The sequence below is a fragment of the Paenibacillus sp. 1_12 genome (assembly GCF_900114475.1).
GTDB lineage: Bacteria > Bacillota > Bacilli > Paenibacillales > NBRC-103111 > Paenibacillus_S.
Genome location: NZ_FOTE01000011.1, coordinates 15,235 through 33,305 on the forward strand (window position 1 = coordinate 15,235; position 18,071 = coordinate 33,305).

Genomic DNA, 18,071 nt, shown 5'->3' on the forward strand with positions numbered 1-18,071 from the left:
TATTCAAGTGCAACCGGTTCAAGTACAAAAGAACCAAAAACACATCTGATGTCCTGATGTATAGGATCATGCCTGTAAGCAAAAGCCTGAATACCCAGTGAAGTGGAGCTTTCCGCAGTCTTACTCGACTCTTTACTCTACGATTCAAAGTCGTATGCCATCATGGCTGGACTGATGTTATTCGTCTGAATACTCTACAGCTTTCCCCTATGGTCGCCAGTGATTGTAACGAGACCAGTATGTTATTGCCCTATTCGTTCAAGTAGCAAAGCGATTTGAACTAAGCACTGGCTTCTCTGGCAGGCTTAGCTGTGCAAAAAAAATAGTCGCACAAAAGTAGAAGGGACTTAGTTTCAGGAAGGTAGTGGTCAGCACGAAGGAAATTGTTATTGGGTGACTATTCGGCCGAGCGGAGGGGTCCCTACCCTTCGGTGTTGTGGTTGGACCAGTTTAAGTGCGATCCAACCACAGAACCAAAACCACGTCTTTCCTCCGGAACACCTAATGGGCATAAAAAAGCCCACCATATGATAGGTGGGCTTATCGGATTTATTCAAGTGTATAGAGAGTTGACGTTCCGAATTTAATAACCATAAACCCGTAGTCTACTCCATTTACGTTAACAATCTGTTCCTTGTTCAGTTTACCCTGAACTCCATCAATAATCTGATTGGCGGTGATATTAACACCTACGGTGGCTAAGGCTTTAGCGGATGCTTCCGCATAAGCTGTTATTACACTATGACCATCACTTTGATCGATCATGTTGTAAAATACCACCTTAGTGCCATATTTATCCGAGCCATGAGTAGTGGCATCAGAGAAAACCATGAAGTTAAGATCTGATTTATCGTACAGGGCAAGTACCTTTTGTCCAGAGTTGTACATTACCTTAAACCCAGTACTGGAAGTGGCGTTCTTCATATCGACAGCCATTTTATTTAGCTTCTCGTCATACCCGCCAACAGCCTTGATCGCATCACTTGCAATTTCCACCTTATCCTTAATTGGGATCTGTGGCAATTCGGCTGGATTGCTGGCTTGTGCTGGTCGCACCAAAAGTTTATCGTTTGGAGCTTTATCCAAAACGTTCTTGATGAATTGGACTGATTCAGCGCGGGTCAGCGTATCTGCCCCCTGGAACCCTTGGATTGAGAGGTCAGTCTTACCTTGTGCCAAACCCTTACCCAAGAGATATTGGATTGCAAGTTCACCAGAGTAATTCTTGCCTTGAGTACCAGTGATGATTTCAGCAACCTTAACGCGAGAAATTGGAGCAGCCTTTACCTTGCTGACTGGATAATTCAAATTGTCTGCCAAAGAGTAATACTTGGACGACCAAGTAGACGGTGCTGGAATTTCGGGAGTATCTCCATAGGCGCGTATGATCAAACTCAGAAACTGCTCTTCTGTGACCGAATCCGAGGGACTAAAGTTACCATCCTCAAAACCCTGCGCGATTCCTTTCCCCAATGCCCACTGCAATGTGTTATAGGCCCAGTTCGATTCTCCTACATCTTTGAAACCTGCGCCATATGCCAGTGAACCACCAAACAAGCTCGCTACCATCGTTGTTACTACAATAGTCTTCTTGAAACCCATCATATTTGAACTCCCTCTACTTGATTATATTGATAATTTTACCATTTGACTTAGTACTTTCACAATCATTTTAGATTGTTTTTTGTCTAAACTTCCGCTCCAATCCCTCAGGCTTATCTTGTTAACCCTCTTGTTCTATTGACCTCATACTTCATAATTTTATATTAACATATGATTTCGGGTTCCCTGGTCTGAGCGCCGCGGACTGCGGTTACGAAGGATATTGACACTTGTCCATTAGAACGATTTGAAGCCGCAGACCTGTGACTAAAAGCGCTAAGCTTGCTGTCACCTTAGTTGTCCCCCTGCATGTCGTACTAGAAGGGACGATTTGTGAACCGCAGACTAAAGTTTCGAAGGCGTTTTGTTACTTCAGAGGGAAAGGGGTATACAGAAAAACAGGATAGTTGTTACAAAAAAGAACAACTCTTACTTTCAAACATATATCTATCTAAGAAGTTACAAAGTTACAAAAAGACAAAAAGAACCTAGCCTACGGTTCAGAGAGCGTCACCTGAGTAGAGTAACAAAGGAGTGACAAGGTGACGCTGCGCCTGCCATGCTCTGTGGCTGGATCATTGTTTTCTCAAGGCCGGTCGTTGTCAGTCCACTCCCGACAGCTTGCGTCTCTGTGGCATGCTGAAACTCTCGGGAACTGCTGTTTGCCGCGATTTGTGCCTCAAAGTGAAAGGAAAGCATTTACCAAACAGACAGACAGCCAAAAGACAGCGGTATCTTGTTGTCCCGAAGACTGATTGTTTATCGAGATTATCCCCCCATACTCTCAAAACTCAAAGCCGAAATCTGCCGCCGCTATACCCCATCTTTTGAAAGAAAGAACGGCTCCATACAAACTTCAGTTTCCTAAACTGTAGGTCGGAGGTTCGATCCCTCTCGGGTACGCCATTAAAACTAAGATAAAGCCATCTCATAATGGGTGGCTTTTTGTGTATTCTAATGCTTGCTGGGGAGTTAGTCGTGTTTGGCAAACATTTGGTTTTGAGAGGCGTACAGAAGTCTACAAGCTGTAGGAGATTCAAACCTTGGTCGTTAGCCACATTGGAGGCAGCGGCAAGAAGCAGCAGTCTACCCCCAACCCAAGATACACTAACCGCCAGACAGCAGAGGTGTATACAGCACCCACAACACCGCTAGCACCCGTTTACGACGGCAACGGAAACCTCCCAGATTGCACAGTCTCGCTCAGTGGGTTTGGGCAGACTGGGCGAAAGCATGCCCAACCCTTCGCTAATAAATCACTAACACTCTCTAGTTGCGTCCAATTGCGGTGGGGAACGACCAGCACCTCAGTGTACACCTCTGACCGCCGCGCTCTCTGACCTGATGAGCAATACGTGCCATAGCCTTGGCTTGCGCTGTGGGAGGATTAGCACCAAGGGGTGTCACGCCAATCACGTCGCCAACTGGAACCACTGATCAAAAGCAAAGGTGTATACCAACGGCTTTACCAGCAAAAGGCTCTCGCTCTCCCAGACGCAGGTACACGCGGCAACAGAACACTGCCTCACGGCTACTGATCTCTTGTGCGGTGTACACCTGCACGCAAATCTGCATCAGTGATCTCAACTGAAGTATCCAGCATCCCACCACGATCTGCTCTCACAATGTTCCTCTGTATTCTCCTTGTGCTCTACGTAGATTTTAAAACTTGTTGTTCCTCCTTCTATCTCCAAACTCAAGAGCAAATGCTTTCAAATGGGTGATTGACGCAAAGATTTTCTCCGCGTTACACTGCTTGAAAAAAGGATGCTGCTTGCTCATGATCTTCAAAATAACCTATTTAACGCTGGTACTGCTTACGGCTACATTACCTATGGGGTATATTCAATTCATACTGGGCAACTCGCTTACCGGGAAGTAAGTTGTACAGTTGCTTAGGTAATAATACCTTCATTCTTGCAAAAAAAGTCTTGTAAAACTTTGTCGAAAACAGGATAATATTTCATAGTTATATTTTACCATGCACAATTATGAGGAGAGCACGATTGAAAAAAAACAAGAATTTGGCTTGGTGGGTCGATGTAGGATCAAACAAAAATAAATTAAGGAGCTAAATCTAATGAGCAAGTATTTATGCCTGTGTTTATGTATTCTACTAATGAGTAGCTTTGTTCCTACTGTAATGGCAGAGGAGTCCTACAGGTTTATAATTAAACCTTTTGAAGTTGATTATGCGGGAGATTTTATCGAAGGGCGGGCAATGATCAAAAAAGGTGGTAAATGGGGATTTATCAATAATAAAGGCATTACGGTTGTTGAGCCCAAATACGATAGTGTTCGAAATTTCAAGGAAGGCATGGCTGTGGTTGAAAACGATAAAAAATTTGGAGTCATTGATAAGAATGGTGGAGAAGTTGTAGCTCCTCAATATTTTAGCATTCAAGATTTTAATGAGGATTTTGCACGATTTGAAAACTCCTCCAGTGGTTTAATCGACAAATTGGGCAATCGGGTCATCGAATTTGAAAAGGGCACCTCATATGGATTAAGTGAAGGTCTTGTAGCTTTTAACACGAATTCCTATTCAGGCTATATGGATAAAACTGGTGAAGAAGTTCTTACCTTCCCATATATGTTTACCGAAAGCTTTAAGGGTGGTGTGGCAAATGTTGTTGCAGATAATAAAATAGGATTAATCGACAAGAACGGCCAAGAGATTATCGCGCCGCAGTATGACGTTTTTACTGATTTTGATGAAGAAGGGCTAGCTCAGGTTGCAAAAGACAGGAAGCTGAGATTTATCGACAAAACAGGCCAGGAAATCATCAGCACCTTTCCTTATCAAGGTTCCCATGGTTTCAGCGAAGGTTTAGCGCCAGTACACAAGAATCAGCTTTGGGGATATATCGATAAAACGGGTGAAGAGGTTATTCCTCTGCAATACGATTTTGCTTATAAATTCATGGGGGGTTTAGCGCGAGTTGCAAAGAAAAAGGATAGTGGATACTTATGGGGATTTATTAATAAAGAAGGAAAGGTAGTTATTCCTCTTCAATACAGCGAACATGTATTTAAGTACGAGGTTTATAAGGTTAATTTTAGTGAAGGCTTGGAAGCAGTTGACAAGCAAGGAGGAGAAAGTGGAATAACACATGCATACATAGATAAATCGGGAAAAGAAGTTCTTAGTTTTTCACATACGAATCCTGTTTATGAAGTCTTTAATTTTAAAAACGGATTAGGCCGAATACAATTATCACCTGGAAAATGGGCATATATTTCCAACCCTCTCGAAGCTCCTGCTGATTGGGCGCAACCTGAGGTTGATAAAGCAAGGTCTTTGGGCCTTGTGCCAGAAGACATACTATATGGTTACAATCAAAGCATAAGCCGCTCCGATTTTTCCAAGCTTGTAGTAAAACTTTTGACGGTGAAAAAGGGAAAACCAATAGATATCTTATTAGCAGATAACAAAAAAGTAGTGAATAAAGCGGTTTTTATAGACACCGATGACCCAGCCATTCAAGCCGCTAACGCTCTTGAGCTTATAAGTGGTAAAAGCGAAGGCATATTCGATCCGGATGGAGATATAACTCGTCAAGAAGCAGCAGTCATACTCGCAAGAACGGCGAAATTTCTTGGTATTACGCATACACCCGCAATAGGAACAGAGTTTGCTGATACTAAGGATATAGCAAGCTGGGCCAAAGATGCTGTCAGTATGGTTTCCTCTGCTGAGGATAAAACAAACCGTTCTACCATTATGGGAAGTACTGTTAACAATAGCTTTAGCCCGAATGCAACTTATACACGCCAACAAGCATTTATCTCTATAAAAAGACTGTTTCATGCATTATAGTGCACTTGAACTTAGCAAACAAAGTATATCATTTAATTCGTAAAAATAGTCAGAAGAAGTGTCGGACGTGGATTTGTACAATTTTCACTACATACCGCGTGCCCGTAGCTCAGTAGGATATAGCGATAGTTTCCTAAACTGTAGTTCGGAGGTTCGATCCCTCTCGGGTACGCCATTATTTTGTTTCCCGCTACGACAACGTTTGTCAACGCTGAATGTCTCGTACAGGCTAGCGTGAGGCACACAATCTTGGACGGAATTAAGCGCTAACTGTCGGTTATAAATGATACGGAATATACGAACTTCCTGCAGAAAATTGCGGGAGGTTTTTTCTTATGGAATCCCACTGCCAACATCTGCCTGACGGCCCATAGTGTTCATATGCGAAAAAGAAGTGTTCATTCCTCTTATTTTCGCATCACGCCTATTCTTTTATACTGAAAGAACAAGTTACTTTTGGAAAAAAGGTGGGCACTATGCATACACAACCAACGATAATTCCCTCGAAAAAGCTTCAAAAAAAGGCTCCTTTCACCCTCAAAGGTCGCTGGGAATCACCCATTGCCGGGTACTTATTCATTTCCCCATGGCTTCTTGGATTCTTGCTGTTAACTTTGTGGCCTATGATCCAGTCGATCTATTATTCATTCACTAAATTTACACTGCTGGATGCCCCAGAATGGGTTGGCTTGAGAAATTATGAGCGCATCTTTGCCGATGATGATATTTTCGTTCAGTCACTCCAAGTAACCCTGCTGTTCGTTGTACTTTCGGTGCCGATCAAGCTATTTAGCGCTCTAATGGTCGCGATGCTACTCAATAAGAAAATCAAAGGTATTTCGATCTACAGAACCTTTATCTACTTGCCTTCCCTTATCGGAAGCAGTATCGCTGTCGCTGTGCTGTGGAAAAATATTTTTGGTATCGATGGATTCATCAATAAGTTTCTAAGTGTGTTCGGCATCAAAGGCATCAGTTGGATCAGTAATCCGAGTACTGCTCTCGCTACACTCATTATTTTAGTTGCTTGGCAGTTCGGTTCGTCAATGGTTATATTCCTTGCAGGCTTGAAGCAAATTCCTGCTGAAATATATGAAGCTTCCTCCGTAGACGGCGCTTCGAAGTTCAGACAATTTTTTACTATTACCATTCCTATGTTATCTCCTGTGCTGCTATTCAACCTGGTGCTGCAGACGATCGGTTCATTTCAAATGTTTACGCAGGCCTTCATCATTACTAAGGGGGGGCCGGTGAACTCCACCTATATGTACGCTTTATACTTATACGATCGAGCCTTTTCCCGATATGATATGGGCTACGCTTCCTCACTGGCCTGGATCCTACTTGTGATTATCGCGATATCTACCGCATTAATATTTGCCTCGTCCCGGTATTGGGTATTCTATGAGACAGAAGGGAGTAAGAAATAATGAGTCCTACACTGCGTAGAACAATGAGTTCCCATCTGTTTTTATCCTTATTTAGTATAATCATGGTCTATCCGATTTTGTGGTGGGTTGGAGCCGCGTTCAAATCCAACGAAGAAATGAGTTCACCAAGTTTGTTTCCGACACAATGGCTGTGGAGCAACTTCACTGAAGGGTGGGTAGCCCTTCCCAAATATACCTTCACTCACTTTTATATGAATACGTTCGAATTGATTTTTGGATTGTTGATCACCTCGGTGATTTCCTGTTCTTTGGTTGCTTTTGGCTTTGCTAGATTGGATTTTCCACTTAAAAATATGTGGTTCTCCATTCTCATGGTTACACTCATGCTTCCGAATCAGGTGACGATGGTTCCACAGTATATTATGTTCAATGCATTTGGCTGGGTAAATTCCTACCTGCCGTTCTACGTTCCTCATGCACTAGCAGGAGGAATTGGCGGTACGTTCTTTATATTCCTGCTGGTCCAGTTCATCCGGGCGATTCCTAAAGAACTGGATGAGTCAGCCAAAATGGACGGCTGCACCTGGTTCGGGATCTATTGGAGAATCATAATGCCGCTTACGAAGCCGGCCCTAGTAACGGTTACGATCTATTGCTTCCTGTGGAACTGGGATGATTTTTTCGGACAGTTGCTGTACATCAATTCCGTGGATAAATATACGGTGGGGCTTGCATTAAAATTGTTTGTGGATAGCCAGTCTGCTCTCCCTTGGGGACAGCTTCTCGCGATGTCATTTCTGTCCATCGTACCGGCTTTGATCCTCTTCTTTCTGGCTCAGCGCCATTTTGTAGACGGCATTGCTTCGGGTGCGGTGAAGGGGTAGAATAAGATCACATTCGTATAGTGAGTAGGGAAAGCTGCGCTTAAAAGCAGCTTTTTTTCCATTGTACGAATCATTGGACAGACTTCAGTTCGAAGGGCTATACCCTGTATACTAGCATGTGGGTCAGCAAGAGGATTTTTCATTGAGGTTAATGAATAGGAAAGGTGGACCACCGATGAACCTGTTTAAAAGGGTACGAATAGATCGGCTGTTTTTTGGCAGCTTTGCCGCATTTATTGCTGTATTTCTGCTGATTTTCACATGGATTAGCTACAGTATTACGGCCCGTGAGCTAGTGGATAACACGTCCTATTATCAGCAGGATTTATTGAATGAACTGAATAAACAGTTGGATATTCAATTGAAATCAATTGAACAAATGTCGCTCGCCGCATCTAGAAATATGAATACCATAAGCTATGATCCATTGGATCCAGACTTATTTGGGCGCCTTCGCCGTAAGGACGATATAAGGAATTTGCTGTCGAGTATTACCTACAGTACGACAATGGTGCAGTCTATTGACTTATATATGGACAATCTCGGCTTAACGGATTCGCAAAGTCCAGTTCAGTTTAAAGATATGCAGCATGTGAGGGGGGAGTCGTGGTATCCGGAAATTCAAAATAATGATTTTGCCTGGATTGCCGAGCACACGCTTCCAACGAACAACGGACCGAAGCAATTTATCAGCTTCGCCCGAAAACTATATAATAATTCTGATAAATACTACGGGGTATTGGTCTTAAATGTGAAAGCATCGGCCATTGAGAGTTTGGTTCGTGGGGAAACGGATGGAAAACAAAGAAACCGAGTGCTGCTCGATGCCGGCGGCAAGACGATAGCATCCATAGGGAATCCCATGCTGTACGAGTCGGAGCTGGATCGAATCCGAGGCAAGGAGGAGAAGTCGAACTACATTCATCTGCCTGATGTCGAAGGAGAGGAAACCCTACTTGTCTGGAGTAAAGTCCGTTCGGACTGGATGCTGGTCGAAGTGACACCATGGAAGAACATTATTCATGGCAGTGTGCGGCTTGCCTATATTATAGTATCCGTGGGGCTTTCAGCTATTTTCATAGCTTCGTTCTTTACTTTGTTTTTATCGAGACAATTCATCAAGCCGATCCAACTGCTGCTGGCGACCATGGATCGTGTTCCGGATAACGGGTCTATTACAGATGACTTGCCAACCGATTACAAGAATGAGTTCGGTAGTTTATTCATCGGGTACCGTAGGCAAATGGAAAGAATAGAGGAGCTCATGCTTTCATTACAAGCACAGCATAGGCGGCAGCGTGAAGCAGAAATTCAAGCACTTCAGGCTATGATCAATCCGCATTTTCTGTACAATACACTGGATCAATTAAACTGGCTTGCCATTGAGTCAGGACAGGAGAAAATCAGTAAAATTTTATCCCTCGTGGGGAAGATGTTTCGAATCGGCCTCTCCAATGGGGAAACGATGATTTCGATTCCCGATGAGATCACGCATGTGGAATGTTATTTGCAAATTCAACAAATTCGCTGGGGGGACCGGATTTCTTTTACAATCGAAATGGATGAAGGGCTAAAGGAACTGTATATTCCCCGATTGACGCTGCAGCCATTTGTGGAAAATGCTTTTATCCACGGATTTCACGGTAGAAAAACAGGTGCAATCCACATTTCAGGGCACGTGCGGGATCAAGAGGTGGAGTTTCAAATTATTGATAACGGAGTAGGAATCAAACCAGATTGGGATAGACAGATGCCAAGGAAAACGGGTGGTTACGGGATAAGGAATGTAAAGGAACGGATGGCTGCCTATTTTGGAGCACCTTATGGCGTGAGTATGAAGAGCCTGGACGGGGAAGGCACTCAGGCCACCATTTTATTGCCGAGAATACACAATAAACAAGAGGCGGGGGAGCGATTCTATGTGGAGAGTTCTCATTATTGATGACGATTTTCAGGTATTGGAAGGGATGAAGAAGTCGATTCCATGGCAAAAGCTTGAAGCTCAATGGGTGGGAGAGGCGATGGATGGGGTAGAAGGACTCCAAAAGATTCGGGAAACCAATCCCGATATCATCATCACGGATATTTATATGCCTATTATGAACGGTCTTGAGATGATTGAGCAGTTGAAAAGTGAAGAGATCCCAGGCGAGGTGATCATTCTAAGCGGCTATTCGGATTTTCAATATGCGCGTCAAGCGCTACGTTTGCAGGTGAACGACTATTTATCCAAGCCTGTGACATTGGAAGAGCTCCATGACGTTCTGGAAAAAGTCATTAAAGGGCTTGAAGCCAAGGAATTGAAGAAGCTGGAGCAGGAAGAGGTTCGGCAACGGTTAATGATGTACGAGCCTTTTGTTCAGAAGGAATGGTTGAAATCGGTCATTACCGGGACATTGGACAAGACGGTACCCAGGGAAGGGATGGGGTTACCAGAGTCTTCGCATTGGATAGAACACAGCCACTTGGTGATGGGAATCGAGCTCACGAGCACAGAGCGGATTTCTAACCTGACCTTATCAGATTGGAGCTTATTTCGGTTTGCTTTTGCTAATATCATTCGTGAAATCCTAGCTGAGGACTGGCCGGAATCCGAATTCATCGAGTTGCACAGCCATCATGCTACTATTGTGTTCCATATCAAGCCGCATTCAAGCGATGAAGCACTTAGGAGGATTCGCAGGATTGGTGAGAGAATTACGGATTGTATCGACAAGTATCTTAAACTAAAAATACGGACTGGCCTTGGCAGCGTGAAAGCCAACTGGCAGGAGCTCTCCGATTCGACCGATGAAGCCTTTTTAGATTTATTACAGCAGCTGCTTATATCGGGGCAAGGGGAGCCGTCCTTTGTTCCTTGGGAAAAGCAATCCGCTATCCGCCCGATCAAATTTTATCAGGAGCTTGCCGAAGCCATTGTTATTTCTAAAGAAGAGACCACGATCGAGATTATTGATGGTTACATCCAGCAATTGCGGCAACTGCCTGATATCAACCCAGCTTATCTGCAATATTTGTGTAAGGAGCTTTGGACAATCTTGGCTTATTCTTTATACAGTGCGGGTATTATGTTAGATGAGCTGTTTCCGGACATTGCATTAAAACAGGAAATTGAACAAATTCATACGGTAGAAGATCTGCGGCCATGGCTGCAGGACAAAATTCATGTTATTGCTTCAAGCCGTCACTGGAATGAGAATTCCAAGCATAAGGAGGCAGTGGATTTTATGATCCATTATGCACATGATCATTATGCAGAAGAGATTAACTTAGAGGATCTGTCCAAGCAGCTTTATTTATCTCGTAATTACTTAAATCGGATTTTCAAAAAAGCTATTGGGGAGACATTTACCAACTATTTGATACGCACGCGGATGGAAAAAGCTAAAGCTTTATTATTAGAAAGGAAATGTATGATTTACGAAATAGCGGAAAGAGTTGGATACAAGAATGTGGCTTATTTCAGCTCCCTATTCAAGAAGTATTACGGGATGAATCCTAGTGAAGTTGGCAAAAAATAATTGTGGGCAATAGTGATACAATTGTGTTCATTACTCTTATTTTTCTTATTCCCCGTCATTTATATAATGATAGAGTGAAGATGGACTGCTGATATAGGAAGGGGTTATAAAAATGAATAAGCAGATGAGAGTATGGGGTTTACTGTCCATGACAGCGTTAGCTTCATTAGGATTGGCAGCTTGCGATACGAATAACAAGCCGAGTGAAGAATCTGCCGCATCCAGAGTGGGGGCAACAGATAATAAGCCAGTGAAGCTGCGTATTGTATGGTGGGGCTCGCAAGCGAGGCATGATGCCACTTTGAAGGCATTAGATGCTTATACAAAGAAGTATCCTAATGTTACTTTTGAACCGGAATTTTCGGGATTTGACGGATATGCTGAAAAGTTGGCCACCCAAGCCGCAGCTAGAAATGCCCCTGACATTATCCAAATGAATCCTAATTGGTTATTTGAGTATGCAGCTAGGAACCAGTTGGCAGACCTTACCAAGGGTATAAATACGAATGATATTGATAAACCACTCGTAGAATCAGGTATGTATAAAGATAAACTGTATGCGATTCCTCTTGGTAACAATGCTACCGGTATGGTGTACAATAAGAATGCTATAGATAAGCTCGGGATTTCAGCCCCGAACAATGGCTGGACATGGGATCAATATTTCCAATTCGGTAAAGATACCAAAGCGAAGCTTGCGAAAGATAAATATGTTCTTATGGATGCAACCAACGATTACACTATGTATTCTTCCTATCAATTAAGTCAAGGAAAAGGATATCCTATTACAATAGATGGCAAGTTTAACATCGATAAGGATACATGGCTTACATTCGTTAAAAAGTATGCTGATCTTCGTAAAGACGGAGTTATCCCGCCGGCTGAAATCTCAACGACCGATATCGAGTCAGACGTGAAGATGGATTTGGTAAATAATGATACACTGCTGATGAGGAGAAGTTTTGCAGCACTGTACCCAGGCTATGATGGGGTCAAGCCGGGAGCCTATACACTTGTGGATCAGCCGAGGGGAGCCCAATCGAGTGGGTTTCTGAAGCCTTCTATGTTCTGGTCGGTGAGTTCGGATTCTAAGTATACCCAGGAAGCCAAAAAATTTATCGACTGGTTCGTCAACGATACTGAGGCGGCGGATATTCTTACTACGACGAGAGGTGTTCCAGTCTCCAAGAAAGCACTCGCCTACCTGACGCCTAAGCTGACTCCAGCGGACAAGCTACAGATTGATTTGATCAAGAATGTGGGGCCGGATGCCCAACCATTCAATCCTGGGGCTAAAGGTTGGAGTAATTATACAACGAAGGACTTCAAGGATGTTGGTGAAAAATTGATGTTCGGCAAAATAACTCCAGAGGCAGCATACGATGAGCTTGTGAAAAAAGCGAAGGATTATCAATAAGCACTAAAGGTTTAAGCCACCCATTGAGGTGGCTTTTTGTGCGAAGTTGAGAATAAATCAGCTACACAATCACAAGTGAAATAGCTTTCATTTTGACGTTTCATGAAAAGTTAATTGCCTGCTGAGCAGCTAGTCGCGTGTATCCATGTGCGCTGTGCACGCTGTATGATGAGTAAAGCATAGACCTGCAGCATAAAAGCATAAAATTTTTTGGGAAAAAGAAAGGTTTTCCTTTTAGCTTCGTCATACTTAAGTGTAAGGACAAAAAGAGCAGATGCTGCACAGAAGATCTTTTTGGATAGGAGGACAATGATGCAGGAAGACCAAGAAATTATAGATCAGATACTTAAAGGAGATAAGCAGGCTTATGCTCTAATTATTAATAAATACAGAGCACAAGTGTTTTCCCTTCTTCGAAAAATGCTCGGGTCATCGCCTGACACACAGGACATTGCTCAAGAGGTTTTTATTAAAGCTTATAATCACTTACAGGAATATAACCCGGACTACAGCTTTTCTGCTTGGTTATACCGGATCACCACGAATCAGTCTATCGATGAGCTTCGTAAACGTAAACGTACACCCAATGTAATTAATTTTGAGGTGGAAATCGCGCATCTTGATACGCCTGAATCCAGCTACATGGAAAAGGAGCGCAAATTGGCGCTAGAGAAGCTGATTATGGAGCTGGACTCAGATCAGCGTGCGGTGTTTATGCTGCGGCATCAGCAGTATCTGAGCTATGAGGAAATCGGTGAGCAATTATCGCTCCCAGTGAGCACCGTGCAAATGCGTCTGCATCGCGCACGATTGAAATTGCGTAAAAGCTTGAACGCATCAAGAGAGGGGGGGATTCTAAATGAAGTGTTCGAAATTTAACCCTCTGAACGAATATATGGAAGGCCAGCTTCTCCAATCAGAAATTATTCTTTTTGAAAAACACGTGGAAGGCTGCAAGGATTGCCAAATGCAATTGGAGATTTGGATAAATAAGCATGAGGATTTTGATGATTCTTGGGAAGAGTTAGCGCCGGATGGGGCGTTCACCCAAAGTATTTTGGATGAGCTCACTCCGTACACATTGGAACAATCCAATCCTGTTGAAGTTGAGAGAGAAGCATCCAAACAAATCAATTGGAAAAGAACGGGTTTTAATATTTTGAAAACAGTCACCATTGCAGCAGTTGCTCTGGTAGTCGTCATATCCTTGGGAACCTATGTATCCCCAACTTTTGCTGAATACGTAAAAAGCTTCTTCAATAGCACAGAAAACGTCGATCCAGGGATGAAGAACGCTTATAACGAAGGCTTTGTAAAACCCATGGACCTGAAAGTAACGGATCGGGGAATAACCGTAGAGGTAAAAGAAGTTTTGGCGGATACGATGCGGATTGCCATCATCAGCGAAGCCAAGGATCAATACGGTAACTCTATAGACTTAAACAAATCGAGTGATTTGCAATTTATTATTAAGGACGTAATAGGGAATCCATTGATTGACCGAAAGATGGGAGGATGGAGAGCCAGTAAAAAAGGTGAACACCTCATGGTGGAGCAGGCATTGACAGACCTTATCACTGGAGGGAAGCAATTGCCGGATGATGTGACCGTTGAGCTTAGCTGGAAGAAGATTGGACAAACTTCTGGGAACTGGGTGTTGAATATCCCGATTGATATGGCTAAGGCTAAGGCTGCAACGAAAACGGTTGGGATTAATAAGCAGTACATCTCCCCACAAGGGTTAATGATCAATTTGAAAAGAATGGAACTAGCGCCAAGTTTGACGCTGCTCTCAATGGAAACCAAATTGACCCCAGAACTGTATCAACAGAAAAAGGAGAGTATCCGTTTGAACGGATTGACGGAGCAACTTAAACTGGGGGACCCGCTCCTGCCTTTCACGCTTGCTCACGATATTCAAGATTATACACTCTCTTACGAGCTTCTTGACCAACAAGGTCAAGTTGTAGCCGCTTGGGATGAGGTAACCGGTAAAAATTATAATACGAAAAATACGATCAATAATGGGGTGAGTGGACTAGGGAACGACGAATCGGGTTATAAGTTGTGGCATGCGTTTGCGCCGCTGACCGAGAAGCCGGAGACGCTTAGGTTCAAGCTTCGTGCCATATATTCGAAAGATCTCGCCAATTTCAGTATCAAGCTGAACCTTGACAATTTGAACAAAGAGCAAATTGGAACAGAATATAACGGCAGTAAGCTCACTTTTAGCGATTTTTCTTTGAAAGACTATGAGGAAGAATCTGATTCGGGCGGGCAAACGATCAGGAGAAAAGGCGGAATCATTCACTTTCAGGCAGAGCTTGCGAAGGATATAGTCGGACTGAATGAATGGCAGGCCAAGGATGAGAATGGTAAAGAGTACAATGTAAGACTGGAGAAAAAATCAACTGTTGGTGAGGACGGTAAGGTCAGCTTTGATGGTGTATTGGTCATCAATCTACTGCATCAGCCACAGGAGCTGACGCTATCTTATCGTATTTCCGAAATCGAGCATCGCGATGTCAGTTGGGAAGAACTCATTGATTTGAATCTATTAACATCAACGACGCTCGTCAATGATAGCGCCGAAGAAAAGACTGCTAAAGAGCTGCAACAAGAGCCGGAGTCACAGCAGTCGTCGGCACAGTTGGAGCAGGAGGCGGAACAGCTAGTGAAGCCAGAGCCACAGGAGCCGGCGAGACCGCAGCCGGAACCACAGCAAGCTGCGCAGCCACAAGAGACTATTAATGCTGATGATGCGCTAATTAAAAAAGCCCAAGAGGCCTTTCGATTTAAGTATATGAGCCTAAAGGATTTAAAGGAAAATTACAATATTGATTTTATCGTTCATAATGCTGCAAAAAATGAGTATGGGGTTTATAAAATGGCTTTCTATGACCTAAAGAGTCAAAAAGAGCTGTATGTCATCGATTTCGTCGATATCGAAGTCGGAACTCAATTTGCAACCAACACTGGCTCAGGTAATTGGGATTTCAGAAGCTTCGATGATGGTCTTTACGTGAGCAAGGACAGCATAAAGAAAAATGACTTAATCGAAGACCAGACGGAGTCACAGCCATTGAAGCCACAACCGGAACCGGAACCACAGCAGATAAAGCAGCCTTAGCCGGAACTACTGCAGGTAACTCCCGAAAGCGGAGGGTTTATGGACCAATTCAAGCCACTCCGAGGAGTGGTTTTTTATATGTTTAAATATCTGCATAAACTTTTTCTGGAAAAGGGAAAGTTTTTCCAAACAACATCGTCATACTAAGTGTAAAGACAAAAAGAACCCATGCTGCGCAGCATCTCTTTTTGGGCAAAGATGCAGAAAATTATAGATCAGATACGTAATGGAGATAGAGGTTATGCCAAAAGAAACAAACGTTCCCTAATCTCCGATGAAACGAAACAAATCGATTGGAAAAAAGGAGCCTAAATATGATGAAAAAAGTTACCATAGCAGCAGTCGGGCTGGCAGTAACCCTATTCTTGGGAACCTATGTAGCCCCTACTTTTGCGAATGACGTAAACAGCTTTTTTAATAGCACAGAAAACATTGATTCAGGGATGAAGAAAGCTTATAACGAAGGTTTTGTAAAGCCGCTGGACCTGAAAGTAACGGATCAGGGAATTACCATAGAGGTAAAAGAAGTTTTGGCGGATACGATGCGGATTGTTATCATTTGCCAAGCAAAGGATCAAGAAGGCAACCCTATAGACTTGGACCCATCGTATCTGCAATTTATTATTAAGGATGGGATGGGAAATCCATCTATAGACCCAATTATGGGAGGATGGAGGACAAGTAAGAGAGGCCACCAACTCATGGTGGAGCTGGCATTGACAAAATCTAATACCGTAGAGAAGAAGCTGCCGGATAAAGTGAACGTTGAGCTTAACTGGAAGCAGATTAATGAAACCTCTGGGGACTGGATGTTGAATATCCCGATTGATATGGCTAAGGCCAAGGCCGTAACGAAAACGGTTGAGATTAATAAGCAGTATACGACTCCACAAGGGTTAATGATCGATTTGAAAAGAATCGAACTGGCGCCAAGCTTAATGTTACTCTCACTGGAAACCAAATCGACTCCAGCGCTGTACCAACAGAAGGAAGAGAGTCTCATCTCGAAGGGATTGACGGTGGAAAATAAGCCAGGTGAGCCAAGCCTGCCTTTCATGCTTGCCCATGAAATCCAAGAATATAAACTCGCTTATGAGCTTCTTGACCAACAGGGCAATATAGTAGCAGCTTGGGATGAGATAAGCGATAGAAACCTAAGTAAGCAGAAAAATACAATCAATGAGATGAGCGGTGGTTATAAGTGGTTGTTGCATGCATTTGCGCCGCTGACCGAGAAGCCGGAGCAGCTTATGTTCAAGCTTCGTGCCATATATTCGAAAGAACTCGCCGATTTCAACGTCAAGCTGAAACTTGACGATCTGAATAAAGTGCAAATTGATGCAAAAAACAAGGGTAGCAAGTTCACTTTTAGCAACTTTTCTTTGAAAGAGGATGAGAAGGTAACAGATATCGACGGCCATCCCATCATGGGCAAAGGCGGAATTGTTCATATTCAGGCAGAGCTTGCGGAGCACATAGTCGGACTGGATGTATGGCAGGCCAAGGACGAGAATGGTAAAGAGTATAAGGTAAGACTGGAGAAACAATCCACCGTTGGCGATGACGGTAAGGTCAGCTTTCAAGGTGTACTGGTTATCGAGCAACTTCTGGAGCAGCCGAAGGAGCTGACGTTATCGTACCATATTTCCGAAATCCAGCATCGCGATGTCAGTTGGGAAGAATCCATTGATTTAAATCCATTAACATCTACCGTAATCGTTAATGATAGAACCGAAGGAAAGGCTGCTAAAGAGCTGAAGCCGGAGCTGCAGTCAACTAAATCGCAGCCGGAATCACAGCAGGCAGCGCAGCAAGTGCCGCAGATGACGGTTAATGATGATGAGGCAATCAAAAAAAACATAGAGGCCACTCTTCGCTTGAAGTATATGAGCATAAAGGATTTAAAGAAAAATTACAATATCGATTTTATCGTTCATAATGCTGTGAAAAATAAGTATGGGGTTTATAAAATGGCTTTCTATGACCTAAAGAGTCAAAGAGAGTTGTATGTCATCGATTTCGTCGATCTCGAATACCTAGAACAATTTGGAACCAACACGGGTTCAGGTAGTTGGCAAATCGCACGCTTAAGTGATGGTCTTTACGTGAGTATAGACAGTTTAAAGAAAAATGGCATAATCCAATAGATGCATCTGCCTTTTGGGTATGCCATGTAAATAAAGTTCAAGCCACTCCGAGGAGTGGCTTTTTGTGTATTTAATTGCCTGTTAGGCAGCTAGTCGCGTGTATCCATGTGCTCTGCACAAGCTGAATGATGAATCGAGCATAGTCCTACAGCTTAACTT

11 protein-coding genes and 1 tRNA gene are annotated in these 18,071 nt (G+C 43.3%); 11 read left to right on the top strand and 1 reads right to left on the bottom strand.

Annotation, left to right across the window (positions count from 1 at the left end):
- Positions 1 to 549 precede the first annotated feature (549 nt).
- Positions 550 to 1,605, bottom strand: coding sequence for an S-layer homology domain-containing protein (locus BM210_RS22255; protein WP_091173645.1), 1,056 nt, complete (start codon positions 1,603 to 1,605; stop codon positions 550 to 552).
- A gap of 1,040 nt (positions 1,606 to 2,645) precedes the next feature.
- Between BM210_RS22255 and BM210_RS34375 the strand changes: the two genes are divergently transcribed.
- The 11 genes from BM210_RS34375 (at position 2,646) to BM210_RS22305 (ending at position 17,912) form a co-directional block, all read left to right on the top strand.
- Positions 2,646 to 2,942 carry a hypothetical protein gene (locus BM210_RS34375; RefSeq protein ID WP_143101079.1) on the top strand — a complete coding sequence of 99 codons (297 nt, stop codon included), beginning with the start codon at positions 2,646 to 2,648 and terminating at the stop codon, positions 2,940 to 2,942.
- Positions 2,943 to 3,682: 740 nt separating this feature from the next.
- On the top strand, positions 3,683 to 5,422 hold the full coding sequence (locus tag BM210_RS22260) for a WG repeat-containing protein (protein WP_091173646.1): 1,740 nt from the start codon (positions 3,683 to 3,685) through the stop codon (positions 5,420 to 5,422).
- Between the two features lie 98 nt (positions 5,423 to 5,520).
- Positions 5,521 to 5,597, top strand: a tRNA-Arg gene (locus BM210_RS22265).
- Between the two features lie 301 nt (positions 5,598 to 5,898).
- Positions 5,899 to 6,852, top strand: a complete 954-nt coding sequence (locus tag BM210_RS22270; protein ID WP_091173649.1) for a carbohydrate ABC transporter permease — start codon at positions 5,899 to 5,901, stop codon at positions 6,850 to 6,852.
- A complete protein-coding gene (locus BM210_RS22275) occupies positions 6,852 to 7,697 on the top strand; it encodes a carbohydrate ABC transporter permease (RefSeq protein WP_091173651.1) in 846 nt (281 codons plus the stop codon). The genes BM210_RS22270 and BM210_RS22275 overlap by 1 nt, the downstream gene beginning before the upstream one ends.
- 175 nt (positions 7,698 to 7,872) lie before the next feature.
- Positions 7,873 to 9,639, top strand: a complete 1,767-nt coding sequence (locus BM210_RS22280; protein ID WP_218184961.1) for a sensor histidine kinase — start codon at positions 7,873 to 7,875, stop codon at positions 9,637 to 9,639.
- Positions 9,617 to 11,218, top strand: a complete 1,602-nt coding sequence (locus BM210_RS22285) for a response regulator (RefSeq protein WP_091173655.1) — start codon at positions 9,617 to 9,619, stop codon at positions 11,216 to 11,218. Before BM210_RS22280 ends, BM210_RS22285 begins: the two co-directional genes overlap by 23 nt.
- Before the next feature lie 112 nt (positions 11,219 to 11,330).
- Positions 11,331 to 12,635: an ABC transporter substrate-binding protein gene (locus BM210_RS22290; protein ID WP_091173657.1), complete on the top strand. Its 1,305-nt coding sequence runs from the start codon at positions 11,331 to 11,333 to the stop codon at positions 12,633 to 12,635.
- Positions 12,636 to 12,944: 309 nt separating this feature from the next.
- Positions 12,945 to 13,514: an RNA polymerase sigma factor gene (locus BM210_RS22295; protein WP_371263521.1), complete on the top strand. Its 570-nt coding sequence runs from the start codon at positions 12,945 to 12,947 to the stop codon at positions 13,512 to 13,514.
- Complete coding sequence (locus tag BM210_RS22300) at positions 13,495 to 15,765, top strand: DUF4179 domain-containing protein (RefSeq protein ID WP_091173662.1); 2,271 nt, start codon at positions 13,495 to 13,497, stop codon at positions 15,763 to 15,765. The genes BM210_RS22295 and BM210_RS22300 overlap by 20 nt, the downstream gene beginning before the upstream one ends.
- 314 nt (positions 15,766 to 16,079) lie before the next feature.
- Positions 16,080 to 17,912 carry a DUF4179 domain-containing protein gene (locus tag BM210_RS22305; protein WP_091173664.1) on the top strand — a complete coding sequence of 611 codons (1,833 nt, stop codon included), beginning with the start codon at positions 16,080 to 16,082 and terminating at the stop codon, positions 17,910 to 17,912.
- Positions 17,913 to 18,071 lie beyond the last annotated feature (159 nt).